The 15,145-nt window shown below is 69.3% G+C and carries 18 protein-coding genes, 1 tRNA gene and 1 pseudogene; 5 read left to right on the top strand and 15 right to left on the bottom strand.

Annotated elements, in window-relative coordinates:
• The coding region (locus VGD93_RS04040) for a PD-(D/E)XK nuclease family protein (RefSeq protein ID WP_395009432.1) at positions 1–652 on the top strand (652 nt) is incomplete at its 5' end.
• A gap of 78 nt (positions 653–730) precedes the next feature.
• The gene (gene trxA, locus VGD93_RS04035) at positions 731–1,054 is read left to right on the top strand and encodes a thioredoxin (RefSeq protein ID WP_395009430.1); all 324 of its coding nucleotides are present in this window, start codon (positions 731–733) and stop codon (positions 1,052–1,054) included.
• Positions 1,055–1,120: 66 nt separating this feature from the next.
• Here trxA and VGD93_RS04030 read toward each other — a convergent pair whose 3' ends face one another.
• The 11 genes from VGD93_RS04030 to VGD93_RS03980 all read right to left on the bottom strand — a co-directional run bounded on the left by VGD93_RS04030 (position 1,121) and on the right by VGD93_RS03980 (position 11,236).
• The gene (locus VGD93_RS04030; RefSeq protein WP_395009428.1) at positions 1,121–2,413 is read right to left on the bottom strand and encodes a bifunctional folylpolyglutamate synthase/dihydrofolate synthase; all 1,293 of its coding nucleotides are present in this window, start codon (positions 2,411–2,413) and stop codon (positions 1,121–1,123) included.
• A gap of 133 nt (positions 2,414–2,546) precedes the next feature.
• Positions 2,547–3,518 (bottom strand): acetyl-CoA carboxylase, carboxyltransferase subunit beta, encoded by a 972-nt coding sequence (gene accD / locus VGD93_RS04025; RefSeq protein WP_395009427.1) that lies wholly within the window; start codon positions 3,516–3,518, stop codon positions 2,547–2,549.
• 137 nt (positions 3,519–3,655) lie between these two features.
• A complete protein-coding gene (gene trpA, locus VGD93_RS04020; protein ID WP_395009425.1) occupies positions 3,656–4,480 on the bottom strand; it encodes a tryptophan synthase subunit alpha in 825 nt (274 codons plus the stop codon).
• On the bottom strand, positions 4,480–5,700 hold the full coding sequence (gene trpB, locus VGD93_RS04015) for a tryptophan synthase subunit beta (protein ID WP_395009423.1): 1,221 nt from the start codon (positions 5,698–5,700) through the stop codon (positions 4,480–4,482). Before trpB ends, trpA begins: the two co-directional genes overlap by 1 nt.
• 11 nt (positions 5,701–5,711) lie before the next feature.
• The gene (locus VGD93_RS04010) at positions 5,712–6,362 is read right to left on the bottom strand and encodes a phosphoribosylanthranilate isomerase (RefSeq protein ID WP_395009421.1); all 651 of its coding nucleotides are present in this window, start codon (positions 6,360–6,362) and stop codon (positions 5,712–5,714) included.
• Between the two features lie 6 nt (positions 6,363–6,368).
• A complete protein-coding gene (locus tag VGD93_RS04005; RefSeq protein WP_395009419.1) occupies positions 6,369–6,719 on the bottom strand; it encodes a lipopolysaccharide assembly protein LapA domain-containing protein in 351 nt (116 codons plus the stop codon).
• Between the two features lie 39 nt (positions 6,720–6,758).
• Positions 6,759–7,037, bottom strand: a complete 279-nt coding sequence (locus tag VGD93_RS04000; RefSeq protein ID WP_395009417.1) for an integration host factor subunit beta — start codon at positions 7,035–7,037, stop codon at positions 6,759–6,761.
• 37 nt (positions 7,038–7,074) lie between these two features.
• Positions 7,075–8,022, bottom strand: coding sequence for a signal peptide peptidase SppA (gene sppA / locus VGD93_RS03995; RefSeq protein ID WP_395009415.1), 948 nt, complete (start codon positions 8,020–8,022; stop codon positions 7,075–7,077).
• A gap of 34 nt (positions 8,023–8,056) precedes the next feature.
• On the bottom strand, positions 8,057–8,605 hold the full coding sequence (locus VGD93_RS03990; RefSeq protein ID WP_395009413.1) for a GNAT family N-acetyltransferase: 549 nt from the start codon (positions 8,603–8,605) through the stop codon (positions 8,057–8,059).
• 102 nt (positions 8,606–8,707) lie between these two features.
• On the bottom strand, positions 8,708–10,405 hold the full coding sequence (gene rpsA, locus VGD93_RS03985) for a 30S ribosomal protein S1 (protein WP_395009411.1): 1,698 nt from the start codon (positions 10,403–10,405) through the stop codon (positions 8,708–8,710).
• 192 nt (positions 10,406–10,597) lie between these two features.
• Positions 10,598–11,236, bottom strand: coding sequence for a (d)CMP kinase (locus VGD93_RS03980; RefSeq protein ID WP_395009409.1), 639 nt, complete (start codon positions 11,234–11,236; stop codon positions 10,598–10,600).
• Between the two features lie 260 nt (positions 11,237–11,496).
• Between VGD93_RS03980 and VGD93_RS03975 the strand changes: the two genes are divergently transcribed.
• Positions 11,497–11,901, top strand: a complete 405-nt coding sequence (locus VGD93_RS03975) for a TIGR02300 family protein (RefSeq protein ID WP_395009407.1) — start codon at positions 11,497–11,499, stop codon at positions 11,899–11,901.
• A 106-nt stretch (positions 11,902–12,007) separates the two neighbouring features.
• Positions 12,008–12,083 (top strand) — tRNA-Ala (locus VGD93_RS03970).
• A 61-nt stretch (positions 12,084–12,144) separates the two neighbouring features.
• On the opposite strand, the gene VGD93_RS03965 is transcribed toward VGD93_RS03970, so the two are convergent.
• Complete coding sequence (locus tag VGD93_RS03965) at positions 12,145–12,348, bottom strand: hypothetical protein (RefSeq protein ID WP_395009406.1); 204 nt, start codon at positions 12,346–12,348, stop codon at positions 12,145–12,147.
• A gap of 159 nt (positions 12,349–12,507) precedes the next feature.
• On the opposite strand from VGD93_RS03965, the gene VGD93_RS03960 reads away from it, so the two are divergent.
• Positions 12,508–12,705 carry a hypothetical protein gene (locus VGD93_RS03960; protein WP_395009404.1) on the top strand — a complete coding sequence of 66 codons (198 nt, stop codon included), beginning with the start codon at positions 12,508–12,510 and terminating at the stop codon, positions 12,703–12,705.
• A gap of 3 nt (positions 12,706–12,708) precedes the next feature.
• On the opposite strand, the gene VGD93_RS03955 is transcribed toward VGD93_RS03960, so the two are convergent.
• From VGD93_RS03955 to VGD93_RS03945, 3 genes and pseudogenes are all read right to left on the bottom strand, one after another.
• Positions 12,709–13,044, bottom strand: coding sequence for a cupin domain-containing protein (locus VGD93_RS03955; protein ID WP_395009402.1), 336 nt, complete (start codon positions 13,042–13,044; stop codon positions 12,709–12,711).
• 13 nt (positions 13,045–13,057) lie between these two features.
• Positions 13,058–14,464, bottom strand: a complete 1,407-nt coding sequence (gene uxaC / locus VGD93_RS03950) for a glucuronate isomerase (protein ID WP_395009400.1) — start codon at positions 14,462–14,464, stop codon at positions 13,058–13,060.
• Positions 14,465–15,021: 557 nt separating this feature from the next.
• Positions 15,022–15,145, bottom strand: a pseudogene (locus VGD93_RS03945) (IS630 family transposase); the annotation flags it as partial.

Here is a 15,145-nt window from a genome sequence, read left to right as displayed (position 1 = left end):
GGGACCCGTGCGGCTGCCGCCCCTGCCGGCCTACCGGCCGGTACCGGTGGTGCGGCCGTCGGCAGCCTTCGCCGCCGCCGACGTGAGCCGCGCCCTCGAAACCACGGCGGAGGCCGCCGCCGTCGATGCCGATCTCGCGCGTCGCAAGGGCATTGCCCTGCACGCCCTGTTGCAGCACCTGGCCCGCGTGCCTGCCGCCGACCGCCGGCGCGTCGCAGGGCGGGCGCTGCCGGTGCTGCTGCCGGAGTTTCCCGACGAACACCCGGCGCTGCTGCGCAAGGCCATCTCCATCCTCGACCGGCCCGAATTCGCGCCGCTGTTCGGCCCCGACAGCCGGGCCGAAGTGCCGTTCCTCGCCGAGGCGAGCCGCGACGGCGCCGGCATCCGCCTCGCCGGCCGCATCGACCGGCTGGTGGTCGGGCCCGACCGCGTGCTGGTCGTCGATTTCAAGTCCGATGCGGCGGTGCCGGCGGGGCCGGAAACCGTGCCGGCGGCCTATCGCACGCAGCTCGGGCTCTATGCGCTGGTCGCAGACCAGCTCTTCCCGGGACGACGTGTCGCTGCCGCCATCCTCTGGACCTCTTTGGAATCGCTGCTAGAATTGCCGCGTGAGGTTCTGGCCGACAGCGTCCGGGAGTTCACCGTGCGGTGAGCCGCGTTGCACAGCGACTGGACTCACCCTAGCTTTTCGCTCAAGAGAACCGCCGCTTTCAACCCAAAGGGCAAACCAATGACCAAGCAAGTTTCCGACGCCACGTTTGGCGAGGAAGTCCTGTCCTCCAAGGAGCCGGTGCTCGTGGACTTCTGGGCCGAGTGGTGCGGGCCGTGCCGCGCCATTGCGCCGGTGCTCGAGGAACTGTCGAGCGAACTGGCCGGCAAGGTGAAGATCGTGAAGCTCAACGTCGACGAGAACCCCTCGACCACCGTCAAGTACGGGGTGCGCTCGATCCCGACGATGATCCTGTTCAAGGGCGGCGAGGCCGCCGACATGAAGATCGGCGCCGGCACGCCCAAGGCCGGCCTGTCCAAGTGGCTGGAGAGCCACGCCGCCTGACGCGGCAAACATCCGTGATTTTGGCGCCGCCAGTCTCGCTGGCGGCGTCGTTGTTTTTCAGCCCGTTCAGTCGGGGGGCGTGCCGTTGCGGTCGAGTACGTGCCCGGCGAGATAGAGCGAGCCGCAGATGACGACGCGGGCGCCGTCCGTCGCCGCCGCGGCGGCGAGCGCCGCCTCGACCGAGCGCTTCGGGGTCGCCGCGAACCCGGCGGTACGGGCGGCCGCCGCGATCGCGCCGGCGCGGTGGGCGTTCTGCGCTCCCGGGATGGTCAGCGCGTAGACCGCCTGCACCCGGCCCCGGAACGCCTCGAGGACATCTTCCGGCGCGCGCGTGTTCATCATGCCCACGACCAGCACCTGCGGTTTGGGCCGGCTGCGCTGCATCTCGTCGAGCGCGGCGGCAAGCGCCGCGGCACCGTGGGCGTTGTGGCCGCCGTCGAGCCAGAGTTCGTGGCCCTTCGGCAGCAGGTCGCGCAGCCGGCCCTTGAGCGGGGTCAGCCGCGCCGGCCAGACGACGGATCTGAGGCCGCGTGCCAGTTGCGCGGCGCTGACCGGCAGCCGGAAGTGCCGCGCCGCCGCCACCGCCAGGGCCGCATTCTGGAACTGGTGCGGCCCGGCCAGTGCCGGCGCCGGCAGGTCGAGCAGCCCGTCCGCGTCCTGGTAGACCAGCCGCCCGCGCTCGGCGTGGCCGTCATAGTCGCGCCCGGCGACGAAGGGCACGACGCCCAGCGCCGCCGCCCGCTTCTCGATGACCGCCAGCCCGTCCGGGCGCTGCACCCCGACCACCGCCGGGCTGCCGCGCTTGAGGATGCCGGCCTTGTTGCCGGCGATCTGCTCGATCGTGCGGCCGAGGAAGCTCTGGTGGTCAAGGTCGACCGGGGTAATGACCACCCCCAGCGGGTGGTCGACCACATTGGTGGAATCGTGCGTGCCGCCCATGCCCACTTCCAGCAGCAGGTAGTCGGCCGGCACCTCGGCGAAGAGCGTGAGCGCCGCCGCCGTGGTGATCTCGAAGAAGGTGATCGGCCGGCCGGCGTTCACCCGCTCGCAGTGCTCCAGGGTGGCGTTGAGCCGGCGGGTCGACACCAGCTTCCCGGCCAGCCGGATGCGCTCGTTGAAACGCACCAGGTGCGGCGAGTTGTAGACGTGCACGCGCTTGCCCGCCGCCTCGAGGAAGGCCCTGAGATAGGCGATGGTCGAACCCTTGCCGTTGGTGCCGGCGACGTGGATGACCGGCGGCAACCGGTCCTGCGGCCGGCCCAGATCCTCGAGCAGCCGCAATTGCCGGTCGAGATGCAGGTCGATGAGCTTGGGGTGGAGCGTGAGCAGGCGCTTGAGGATGGCGTCGGTGCGCGACATGGAGGAGAATCCGTTGCACGTGTCCCCGGCGCCGTGGGCCGGCGGCAACGGGATCAGGCGTTAGAAGGTGTTGGCGTGCTCTTGATAGTGCATTCGCCCGCCCCCCGCCACCGCTGGCGGGGCCGGGCGCGGGTCACTCGGCGTGCGCCGCCTCCGGCGGAGCCACGACCAGGTCGTCGTCGCCCGGCGTCGCCAGCGTCTGGGCGATCACCCGAGCCGGCGCATTGGCACTCAGCGCTGCCGGCGCCGGTCGCTTGGTCAGGATGCCGACCAGCGAGCCGATGGTCGAACGCAGGTTGTGGCGGTGCACCACCATGTCAACCATGCCGTGGTCGTAGAGATATTCCGAGCGCTGGAAGCCCTTGGGCAGCTTCTCGCGGATGGTCTGCTCGATCACGCGCGCGCCGGCGAAGCCGATCAGCGCCCCCGGCTCGGCGATGTGGACGTCGCCGAGCATGGCATAGGAGGCGGTGACGCCGCCGGTGGTCGGATTGGTCAGCACGACGATATAGGGCAGGCCCGCTTCCTTGAGCCGCTGCACCGCAACCGTGGTCCGCGGCATCTGCATCAGCGACAGCGCGCCCTCCTGCATGCGCGCCCCGCCCGAGGCGGCGAACATGATGAAGGCGGTCTTGTTGGTGAGCGCCGTCTCGAGGCCGCGCACGATGGCGGCGCCGGCGGCGAGACCGAGCGAGCCGCCCATGAAGTCGAAATCCTGCACCGCGACGGTGATGTCCTGGCCGTAGAGCTTGCCGGTGGCGACTGTGACCGCGTCCTCGGCACCGGTCTTGGTGCGGCTGTCGCGCAGGCGGTCGACATAGCGCTTGGAGTCGCGGAACTTCAGGGGATCCTGCGGCACCGCGGGCAGCGCCACCGTCTGGTACTTGCCCTCGTCGAAGAAGGTCGCCAGCCGGTCGGCGGCCTTGATCTTCATGTGGTAGCCGGAATTGGGCACCACCCACTGGTTGGCTTCGAGGTCGCGGTAGAACACCATCTCGCCCGACTCGGGGTCCTTGACCCAGAGGTTTTCCGGCGTCTCCTTCTTCGCGGCCGGGTTGAGGAACGACCGGATTTTCGGACGGACGAGGTTATTGATCCAGTTCATCTGCCTTGCCTGCGCGTGGGCTCTTCACGGGCGCGCCTGATGCCGCGCCGCCCCGGCCCTTTAGGTGGTGATTGTGGCGAATATTATCAGGTCCCGGCCGCCACGCAAAGCAAGGCGCAGCACGGACAGGGCCTTGATCAAGTCCGGGCGCGCCGCGTGCCCGCGGCGAGGTCGCGCACCAGCGCTGTCGCCGCCGCCACCGTGCCGGCCGTGGCGAGGCCGTTGTCGAGGCTCTGCGCGATGGCATTGCACAACGCCGTTCCCACCACGACGCCGTCGGCATCCTTGCCGATCACGGCGGCGTCGTCGGCGGTCTTGATGCCGAAGCCCACCGCCACCGGCAGCTGCGTGTGCGCCTTGATGCGGCGCACCGCTTCGCCCACCGCCGCGCGGTTCTTGATCGCCGCCCCGGTGATGCCGGTCATCGACACGTAGTAGACGAAGCCGGAGGTGTTCCTGAGCACCGCCGGCAGCCGGCGTTCGTCGGTCGTCGGCGTCGTCAGGCGGATGAAGTTGAGGCCGGCGGCGAGCGCCGGCAGGCACAGTTCCTCGTCTTCCTCGGGCGGCAGGTCGACGACGATCAGCCCGTCGACGCCGGCGCCCCGGGCGGCGGCGACGAACGCCTCGACGCCGAAGACGTAGATGGGATTGTAGTAGCCCATCAGCACGATCGGCGTATCGGCGTCGCGCTGGCGGAACGCGCGCACCATGGCCAGCGTGCGGCGCAGCGTCTGCCCGCCACTGAGCGCGCGCTGGCCCGCCATCTGGATGCCCGGGCCGTCGGCCATCGGATCGGAAAACGGCATGCCCAGTTCGATCACGTCGGCGCCGGCGCCGGGGAGGGCCTCGAGGATCGCCTGGCTGGTTTCGTGGTCGGGGTCGCCGGCCATGGTGAAGGTCACGAGCGCCGGGCGGTTGGCGCGCGCGCAGGCGGCGAAGCGGGCGGCGAGGCGCTCACTCATCAGAAACTCATCCCCAGATGCTTGCCGACGCTTTCCACGTCCTTGTCGCCGCGGCCCGACAGGCACAGCACGATGGTTTCGTCCTTGCCCATCGTCGGCGCGAGCTTCATCACCTGCGCCAGCCCGTGCGCCGATTCCAGCGCCGGGATGATGCCCTCGGTCCTGGTCAGCAGCTGGAAGGCCTCGAGCGCCTCCGCGTCGGTGATCGGCACATAGGTGACCCGTCCCGTATCCTTGAGGTAGGCATGCTCGGGGCCGACGCCGGGATAATCGAGGCCGGCCGAGATGGAGTGGCCCTCGAGGATCTGGCCGTCCTCGTCCTGCAGCAGGTAGGTGCGATTGCCGTGCAGCACGCCGGGGCGGCCGCCGGCCATCGACGCGGCATGGCCGTTGGCGACGTCGAGGCCGTGCCCGCCCGCCTCGGCGCCGTAGATCCTGACCTCGCGGTCGTCGAGGAACGGGTGGAAGGTGCCGATGGCGTTGGAGCCGCCGCCGATGCAGGCCACCAGCGCGTCGGGCAGCCGGCCCTCCGCCGCCAGCATCTGGGCGCGGATTTCCTCGCCGATCACCGTCTGGAAGTCGCGCACCATCTCCGGGTAGGGGTGCGGCCCGGCGGCGGTGCCGATCAAATAGTAGGTGCTCTCGACATTGGTGACCCAGTCGCGCAGCGCCTCGTTCATGGCGTCCTTGAGCGTACCGGCGCCGGCCGTCACCGACCTCACCTCCGCACCCAGCATGTGCATCCTGAGCACGTTGGGCCGTTGCCGCTCGACGTCGGTCGCGCCCATGAAGATGGTGGCTGGCAACCCGAACCGGGCGGCGACCGTCGCCGTCGCGACGCCGTGCTGGCCGGCGCCCGTCTCGGCGATGATGCGGGTCTTGCCCATGCGCCTCGCCAGAAGGATCTGGCCCAGGCAGTTGTTGATCTTGTGGCTGCCGGTGTGGTTGAGGTCCTCGCGCTTCAGGTACACCCTGGCTCCGCCCAGCGTGGCGCTGAGCTGCTCGGCGAAGTAGAGCGGCGAGGGTCGGCCGGCATAATGGCTGCGCAGCCCGTCGAGCTCCGCGAGGAAGGCGGGGTCGGCCTTGGCGGCGCGGTAGGCCTGCTCCAGCTCGAGGATGAGCGGCATCAGCGTCTCGGCAACGAAGCGGCCGCCATATTGCCCGAAACGGCCGCGCTCGTCGGGGCCGGTGCGCAGACTGTTGGCCCCGATGCTTTCCACGTCCACTGCTCCTATCCGTGCGCCGCCCGCGCTTCGTTGACAAAGGCGCGGATCAGCCCCGCATCCTTCTCTCCCGTCGTCGTTTCGACCCCCGAGGAGACGTCGACGCCCATCGGCCGCACCGCCGTGATAGCCCCGCCCACGCTGGTCGGCGTCAGCCCCCCCGAAAGCATGAATGGCAAGCCCGGGTCAAGCGCCTTGAGCAGGCCCCAGTCGAAGGCGACGCCCCAGCCGCCCGGGCGCTCCATGCCCTTCGGCGCCTTGGCGTCGAGCAACAGCCGGTCGGCCGCGTCGGCGAAGGCCGGCACCGTGGCCACGTCCTCGCCGGAGGCGATGCCGATGGCCTTGAGCACCGCGATGCCCGCCTCCTCGCGGACGGCCCGGACCCGGTGCGGGGTCTCCGGGCCGTGCAGCTGGATCCAGTCGGGGCTCAGCGCCGCCACTTCCATCACCGTGGAATTATCGGGATTGACCAGCAGCACGCAGGTCTCGACCCGGCCGCGTGCCGCCGAGATGAGCTGTTGCAGGCCTTCGAGGTCGACGTGGCGCGGGCTGCGCTGGAAGTGCACGAAACCGACCATGTCGGCGCCGGCTTCGATGGCGGCCTCTAGGATGGACAGTGTCCTGATGCCGCAGATCTTGACGATGAGGGGGTCGGGCATGGGCCTTTACTGGTTGGCAAAATCGTCCGCTTCGAGCAGGACGGTGTTGGCGGGCGCGCGTCGCGCCGCGTCGAGCTCGCGGTAGAGGCGCTCGGTTTCGCGCCGGAAGTGCTTCTCGTCGCGCCGGTGCGGGCCCTGGGCGAACCAGGTCGCGACCCCCCCGAGCAGGACGCCGACCAGCAGGACGGCGAAGATCACGAGGAACAGCGGCACGCCCAACGCCTGGGCACCGGCCTCCGCCGGGGTGGCGAAGGGGTTGAAGTTCACTTCTACGGTCTGGCGGTTGGCGAGCGCGAACACGATCAGCACCACGCATAGCGGCACCAGCACGAACCAGCCCACGATGCGCCTGATCATGAATGCTTGCCCCTGGCCCCCGTTGGCTGCATGCGCACCCTAGCGGTTGAGCCGTTCGCGGATTTCCTTGCCCGCCTTGAACTGGGGAACGTATTTCTCACCCACCTGCACCTGTTCGCCGGTGCGCGGGTTGCGCCCGATGCGGGCCGGGCGGTTCTTGACCGAGAAGGCGCCGAAGCCGCGCAACTCGACGCGGTCGCCGCGCGCCATTGCATCGCCCACCTCGTCGAGGATGGCGTTGACGATGTTCTCGATATCGCGCTGGAACAGATGCGGATTTTCGTCGGCCAGTTTCTGCACGAGCTCGGACTTGATCATGCCGCCTCCCGGCGTTCCTCCACGGACAGGCGTGGGATCATTTCTGCAGGTCAGCCTGCCAAAGCGAAACCAGCCCGTCAAGCGCGATCGGGCCGCGGGCCGGCAGGCCAAGCGCCGCACGGGCCTGCCCCCCCAGCCAGCGGCCGAGGCCGAACCAGTCCTGCTCGGGCAGCGGATAGGAATCGACGACCGGCAGGTCGGCGGCGATCCGCATGTCGCTCTCCAGCCAGGCGAGCGCTTCCGCCTCCCCGCCGATGGCGTCGATGAGGCCGTTGCCGACCCCCTGCCGGCCGGTGAGAATGCGCCCGTCGGCCAGGGCCAGCGTTTGCGGCCGGCTGAGGCCGCGCCGCTCGGCGACGACGTCGACGAACCAGCCGAAGGAATCGTCGACCAGCCCCTGCAGCGCCGCCCTGACGGCGCCGGTCATCGGCTCGTCGATGTCGGGCTCGGCCTTGAACGGGCCGGTCTGCACCTTGTCGAAGTCGAGGCCGATGGTGCCGAGCAGCTTGCCGGCATCGATGTGCTGGTAATAGACGCCGATGGAGCCGACGATGGAGAGGCGGCGGGCGAACACGCGGTCGGCCGCGATCGCCGTCATGTAGGCGGCCGATGCACCGACCTCGTTGATGACCGCCACCACCGGCTTCTTGGCGCGGACGGTGCCCAGCGCCTCGTACAGTTCCTCGCCGCCCGCCGTGCTCCCGCCCGGCGAGTTGATGGCGACGATGAGCGCCCGCACCCGCGCGTCCTCGCCCAGGGCCTCGATGATCTGCCGGCGCGCCGGGTCGGTGAAGATGGTGCCGTCGATGCTGATCCGGGCGATGCGGTCGCCGACGGCGCCCTCGGCCGCGAAGCGCCCGGCCACTGCCACCACCGCCACGGCGAGGGCCAGGAAGAACAGGATGCGCCACAGCCGGCGCGAACGCCTCAGCTTGCCGGCCGCCGGGATCAGATGGGCTGGATCGTTGAGCGTCTCGGGGGTCATGCACGCGCCTCTGGCTGCACGGAATGGGCCGGGCTTAGCCCTCGCCCGCGGCAAATGCAAGGCGAGGCGCCGCCGCGGCGGCCAGCGGCCTGACCATCAGCCGGGCGTCGGCATCGTAGCCGGCCAGCACGCGCTCCAGCGCGGGGGCCTCCTGCACGGCAAAGCCGTGCTTGCGCCAGAAGCCGGTCGAGCCGTTGACGGCGACGAGGCTCATGCTGGCAAGACCTTTGGCCGCGGCGTGCTTGGCGAGGGCCCCGACGATATGGCTGGCCGCCCCGACGCGGCGGGCCACCGGCAGCAGGGCCAGGTCGTGCAGATAGTAGGTATCGGCGGCGGCGGGGAGCTCCCCGAGCAGCGCGTTCAGCGCCGGCACCGAACCGCTGCGCCAGGGATGGCTGAGCACGTAGCCCGCCGGCTTATCGCCGATCTCGAGCAGATAGCAGCCGTCGCGATACAGCCGCTGGCGTTCGCCGAGCACCTCGGCGGACTCGAAGAAGTCCGGGTGTACCTGGTTGGCGATGGTTTCGACCGCGGCGAGGTCGTAGCCGGTCATGGCGCGCCAGGCGACGTCCGGGTGGATCATTCCTGTTTCCCTTGAAGACAGGGCCCGCGGCGTTGCGCGGGCCCTGGGTCTGCGGGGCAACGGGCCGCGCCGGGAGCGGGTCCCGGCGCGACCGCGCCTGCCTTACTTCTTCTCGCGGTCCTTGAGCGCGGCGCCCAGGATGTCGCCGAGCGAAGCGCCGGAGTCCGAGGACCCGAACTGGGCCACGGCTTCCTTCTCCTCGGCGATTTCCAGCGCCTTGATGGAGAGCGAGAGCTTCTGCGTCTTCTTGTCGTAGGCGACGACGCGGGCGTCGACCTTGTCGCCCTTGGCGAAGCGCTCGGGGCGCTGGTCGTTGCGGTCGCGGCTGAGGTCGGCGCGGCGGATGAAGGCCGTCATCTCGCTGTCGGCAACGCGCACCTCGATGCCGCCGTCGTTGACGTCGATCACCGTGCCGGTCACCACCGAGCCCTTGCGCAGGCCTTCGCCCGCGGCATCCGAGACGGAGCCGGTGGCGAGCTGCTTGATGCCGAGGCTGATGCGCTCCTTCTCGACGTCGACGTCGAGCACCTTGGCCTTGACCACGTCGCCGCGGCTGTATTCGTCGAGGGCCTGCTCGCCCGGCTTCTGCCAGTCGAGGTCGCTGAGGTGCACCATGCCGTCGACATCGCCGTCGAGGCCGATGAACAGGCCGAACTCGGTCTTGTTCTTGACTTCGCCCTCGATGACCGAACCGACCGGATACTTCTCGGCGAAGCTCTCCCACGGGTTCTGCAGCGTCTGCTTCAGACCCAGCGAGATGCGGCGCTTGTCGGGGTCGACCTCGAGCACCATCACCTCCACCTCCTGGCTGGTCGAGACGATCTTGCCGGGGTGGACGTTCTTCTTGGTCCAGCTCATCTCCGAGACGTGGATCAGGCCTTCGATGCCCGGCTCCAGCTCGACGAAGGCGCCGTAGTCGGTGATGTTGGTCACGCGGCCCGTGAACTTGGCGCCCACCGGGTACTTGGCCTCGATGCCATCCCACGGGTCGGCCTGCAGCTGCTTCATGCCCAGGCTGATGCGGTGGCTCTCGTGGTTGATGCGGACGATCTGCACCTTGATGGTCTCGCCGATCGACAGCACCTCGGACGGGTGGTTGACGCGGCGCCAGGCGATGTCGGTGACGTGCAGCAGCCCGTCGATGCCGCCGAGGTCGACGAACGCACCGTAGTCGGTGATGTTCTTGACCACGCCGTCGACGACCTGGCCTTCCTCGAGCTGCTGGACGATCTCGGAGCGCTGCTCGGCGCGGCTCTCCTCGAGGATGGCGCGGCGGGAAACGACGATGTTGCCGCGGCGCTTGTCCATCTTCAGGATCTGGAACGGCTGCGGCACGTTCATCAGCGGGCCGATGTCGCGGATCGGGCGGATGTCGACCTGCGAGCGCGGCAGGAACGCCACGGCGCCTTCGAGGTCGACGGTGAAGCCGCCCTTGACCTGGTTGAAGATGACGCCTTCGACCTTCTCGTTCTTGTTGAACAGTTCCTCGAGCTTGACCCAGCTCTCCTCGCGGCGGGCCTTCTCGCGGCTGAGCACGGCCTCGCCCATGGCATTCTCGACGCGGTCGACATAGACCTCGACCTCCGAGCCCACCTGGATCGTGCCGTCGCGGCCGGCGGCGCCGAACTCCTTGAGCGCGATGCGTCCCTCGGTCTTCAAGCCGACGTCGATGATGGCGAGGTCCTTCTCGATGGCGACGACCTTGCCCTTGACGACGGTGCCTTCCAGCGGCTCGTTGTCGATGAACGAGTCCATGAGAAGGGCTTCGAAATCTTCCTTAGTCACAGTTTGCTGTGCCAAATGCTGTCTCCGATTGCGACCGGTGGTTTGAGTGGAGTGTGCCTGCGATGGTCCTGGGCCCCTGTCGCCCCGCCCTTCAGGCGGCGCGACCCGGCGCGCGGGTGCCCATTCCATCGAAACCGTCTCAGATCTGTCCCGCCGGCCCCTGGGTCGCTGTTCGGGGGCCTTCATGCCGCAAGGAAGGGATTGAAGCTATTGCTTCGCCTTGCGTGCCATGGCCCCGTCGACGATTGCGACGGCCGCGCGGAGTGCGGCTTCTATATCCAATCGGGTCGTGTCGAGCAAGTGCGCGTCCTCGGCCGGAAAGAAACCGCCATTGGGATTGTCGCGGTCGCGCCGGTCGCGCTCCTCGATCTGGGCGTGCAGCGCCTGCCGGTCGACGCTGAGGCCGCGCGCCTCGAACTGGCGGGCGCGCCGCTCCGTGCGGGCCCAGGCCTCAGCGACGATGAAGAGCTTGACGTCGGCGTCGGGGCAGATCCGCGTGCCGATGTCGCGCCCGTCGAGCACGGCGCCCCCGGGCTGCAGGGCGAAATCGCGCTGGAAGGCGTAGAGCGCGGCCCGTACCTCCGCGATCACCGCCACCCGGGAGGCCTGGTTGCCGAGGGCCTGCGAGGACAGGACGGCCGGGTCGAGATCGCTCGGGTCGAGCCGCTGCGCCGCCGCGATGGCCTGCGCCTCGAAATCGGGCGCGTTCTCGAGGCCCAGCACAGCCCGGCCGACGGCGCGGTAGAGCAGGCCGGTATCGAGATGCGGCAGCCCGTAGTGGCGGGCAAGGCCCGCGGCCAGCGTGCCCTTGCCCGACGCCGCCGGCCCGTCGACGGCGATGATCATGGCGCGCGGCCGCCGGCGGCGGCGGGGGCGGGCGGGCGAAAAACGGGGATGGCGGCAGGCATGGGCGGCGGGCACCGGCGGGATTTGATCGGGCGTTGCGGGGCTTAGCACGCGACCGGCGGGGGCGCGAGTCCCGGCCGCTGCGGCGGCGCCGTAGCGGTGCCGGGCCGGCGCCCCATTTGCCCGTTGACAGGGGAAAACTTTCACCCTAACCGGACGACCGAGGCGGGAGGCCCCGCGTTTTCGAGATGAGGAAGCAATTGGCCAAAGAAGACCGCGGTACGAAACGGGAAGACCCCGAGACCGGGAAGAAATTCTACGATCTCAACCGGGATCCGATCGTGTCGCCCTATACCGGCAAGTCTTACCCTCGCTCCTATTTCGAGCAGGCGGTGGTCGGGCGGGGCAAGACCGGGCCGGTCCGCGACGAGGACGAGGACGAGGAGACCGAGGTCGAGGAGGTCATCGACGAGGCCGCCCCCGAGATCGTCTCGCTCGACGAGGCCGAGGCCGAGGAAGCCGGCGACGAGGAGGTCATCCCCGATGTCGAGGACGTCGAGGACGTCGAGGACCTGGGCGAGGACGACAGCGACGTCTTCCTCGAGGAAGACGAGGACGAGGACGAAGACCTCGATTTCGACGTCGGCAGCAGCGACGACCGCTGATCGCGGCAGGCCGCGAAATTGCCCCTTGCATCGCGAGGGACAGTTCAATAGGTATGCACCGCGCTCCGGCAGGGAACCCTGCCGGGGAGCATCCCAAACGGAAGATGGGGCCATAGCTCAGTTGGGAGAGCGCTTGAATGGCATTCAAGAGGTCGTCGGTTCGATTCCGATTGGCTCCACCATCTCTCAGCCCGATCCGGTAGAGTTGCGCGCGCCCTGGGCGCGGCATGGGGAGGGCAGGGGTCAGTCGCCGTTGCGGCGCCGCCCACCTTCGAGATAGAGATCGACCAGAGCGCGGGCCCGCGCGATGCAGTCCCCCAGTTGCTCGGTTGCCGCAGCGGTGGCCTTGGTCGGCAGCAGGGCGCCGCTGCGCCGTTCGATCAGTTCTGCCGACCAGGTTTCCCCGCCGGTGATGTGGATCTCGTGGCCGCGATAGTCGAGCTTCACACCGCCTCTCCGTGTTCGCCCGAGTAGGCGCGATTCGGCCGGCTTCCGCCGGGCGCAGGGCGGCGTTACCCACTTGTTTCGGGCGGCTGTGGATAACCCGCGCCCCTTTCCCGCAACCCTGGCGCAGGATTGGCGTTATCGGTCAGGGAGGGGTGCGCCATGACCAGCAAGCAAGCCGAATTCGTGCGCAACGAGAACATCCGCAACTATCGCCAGCAGCTAAGGACCGAGGCCGACCCGCACAAGCGCGAGATGCTCAGCCGCTTGCTGGCGCAGGAACTCTCGCAGCCTTATCCGCCCCCCGGGCAGGGGAGCGCACCGGGCGACCGTGCCGCGCCGGCCGCCCGCCGGCATTGACAGCTACAGGAAATCGTCGCGGCACGGGGTGAAGTTGTCGATCAGCCGGCCCTTCTCCAGCGCCCTGACGCCGTGCACCTTGCCCGGCGGCACGATGTAGGCGCCGCCGGCGGCGAGGGTTCGGGTGGCCCCGTCTATGGTGACCTCGAACGCGCCTTCGACGATATAGCTGGCCTGGGCGTGCGGATGGGCGTGCAGCGCCCCGACCCCGCCCGCTTCGAAGGCGAACTCGACCAGCATCAGTTCCGGCAGCGACAGCACCACCCGCCGCCGGCTGCCGCCGGGCACCTCGACCCAGTCGCCTGCCGACGGCGGCGCGAACAATTGCGGCGCGGTCATGCCTGTCTCCTCTTCACAGTCTGTAGGCGCGCTTGGCGAGGCCGTAGGCCAGTTCGTGGGCCACCTCGTGCGCCTCCTCCTCGTCGAGCCGGTGCTCGGTTACCAGCCGGGCGAGAAAGGCGCAGTCTATGCGCCGCGACACGTCGTGCCGGGCCGGGATCGAAGGGAAGGCGCGGGTATCGTCGTTGAAGCCGACGGTGTTGTAGAACCCGGCCGTCTCCGTCGCCAGCTCGCGGAAGCGGCGCATGCCTTCGGGGCTGTCGTGGAACCACCAGGGCGGGCCCAGCCGCAGCGCCGGATAGACCCCGGCGAGCGGCGCCAGTTCGCGCGAATAGCTGGATTCATCGAGGGTGAACATCACGATGGTGAGGGCGGGCTCGATGCCGACGGCATCGAGCATCGGCTTCAGCGCCCTGACGTAGTCGGTGCGGGTGGGGATGTCGAAGCCCTTGTCGCGACCGAATCGGTCCATCATCGCCGGGGAGTGGTTGCGCCACGAGCCGGGGTGGAGCTGCAGCACCAGCCCGTCCTCGACGCTCATGCGCGCCATCTCGGTCAGCATCTGCGCCCGGAACAGCGCGCGCTCGGCGGCATCGGCCTTGCCGCTGCGCACCTTGTCGAACAGCATGCCGGCTTCCTTGGGCATGAGGTTGGCGGTGTCCGCCGTGGGGTGGCCGTGGTCGGTCGAGGTGGCGCCGAGGCGCTTGAAGAATTGGCGGCGCTGCCGGTGCGCGTCGAGATAGCCGGCCCAATGCCCGGTGTCGCAGCCGGTGATCTCGCCGAGGCGGTCGAGATTGGCGGCGAAGCCCTCGAAATCCGGGTCGACCACCGCGTCGGGCCGGTACGCCGGGATCACCCTGCCGGGCCAGCCGCTGTCCCTGATCTGCTGGTGCCATCTGAGGTCGTCCAGAGCGCTGTCGGTGGTCGAGATCACCTCGAGGTTGAAGCGCTCGTACAGCGCCCGCGGCCGATAGGCGTCGTCCTGCAGCCGTTCGGCGATGCGATCGAAGATGGCGTCGGCGTTGAGCGGGGTCAGCCGCTCCGTAACGTCGAACAGGCTCGCCAGCGTGTGGTCGAACCACAGCCGGGTCGGGGTGCCGCGAAACAGGTAGTAGTGCTCGGCGAAGCGTCGCCAGATGCGCCGCCCGTCGCTTTCGACCGGCGCCCCGTCGCGGCGGGCTACGCCCAGTTCCTCGAGCGTCACGCCCTGGCTGAACAGCATGCGGAAAATGTAGTGGTCGGGCACGATCAACAGCTGCGCCGGGTCGGCGAAGGGCTCGTTGCGCGCATACCAGCCCGGGTCCGTATGCCCATGCGGCGAGATCAGCGGCAGGTCCCGGATGCCGGCATAGAGGGCCCGGGCCACGCCTCGCGCCCTGGGTTCGGCGTCGAACAGGCGGTCGTCATCGATGAGCGTCATGATCGTCCTCCGCGCCTTCGGTAACGCGCCGGCGCCCGCCCGGTCAATCGCGCCGAGGTACGTAAGTCAGCACCCCGGGCGCCGGCGGGGGCGGAGTTCCCGGGCGAGGCGGGCTTCCGCCCGCCTCGCCCGGGGATGACGGCTAGATGGTGCGGCACCCGCCGGCCGAGCCGGACTTATCCCCGGTGCTCAGAACCGCCTTATGCTCTGCCCCATTCCGCATGCACGGACGGGACTGCGCGACGAACGGAGGCATGCGGGACAGCGGGGGCGGGGGAGTCGTTTCCCGTAGGCCCGCGGGCGCGGGGCAGAACAAGGGCGGACCCCATGAACTCGGGGATGGCCTTAGCAAAGCCCCAGAACCTGCCCGCCATTAAATCCCGGCGCCCCGGGGCGCCTTACGCCTCACATAAACTTCCAGAGACGCCAGGCGCCTCGGGACCCCGTCCACCTTGCGAAAGGTGGGAAGACTTGCAGGAGTAACCGATGGGCTCAGGCCGAGGCGGGGCTTCGGGCTGCGGGGAGCGCGGCGATGAGGCTGCTAGAGCGGTTCTGGCTTAGTTTGAAGCATATCCTGCATTTGCGAAGTAGTTTGCGCATTCTTCTGGCTCGATGGATTGGACGAGGGCGCCGATGTGGCGCCATGTATCGGGGACGGTTCGGCGCTGGGCCATGCGCATG

The sequence above is a fragment of the Devosia sp. genome, from assembly GCF_036406155.1.
Lineage (GTDB): Bacteria > Pseudomonadota > Alphaproteobacteria > Rhizobiales > Devosiaceae > Devosia_A.
Note: the sequence above shows the minus strand (reverse complement) of the source record. Positions and strands in the feature narration are given on the sequence as shown.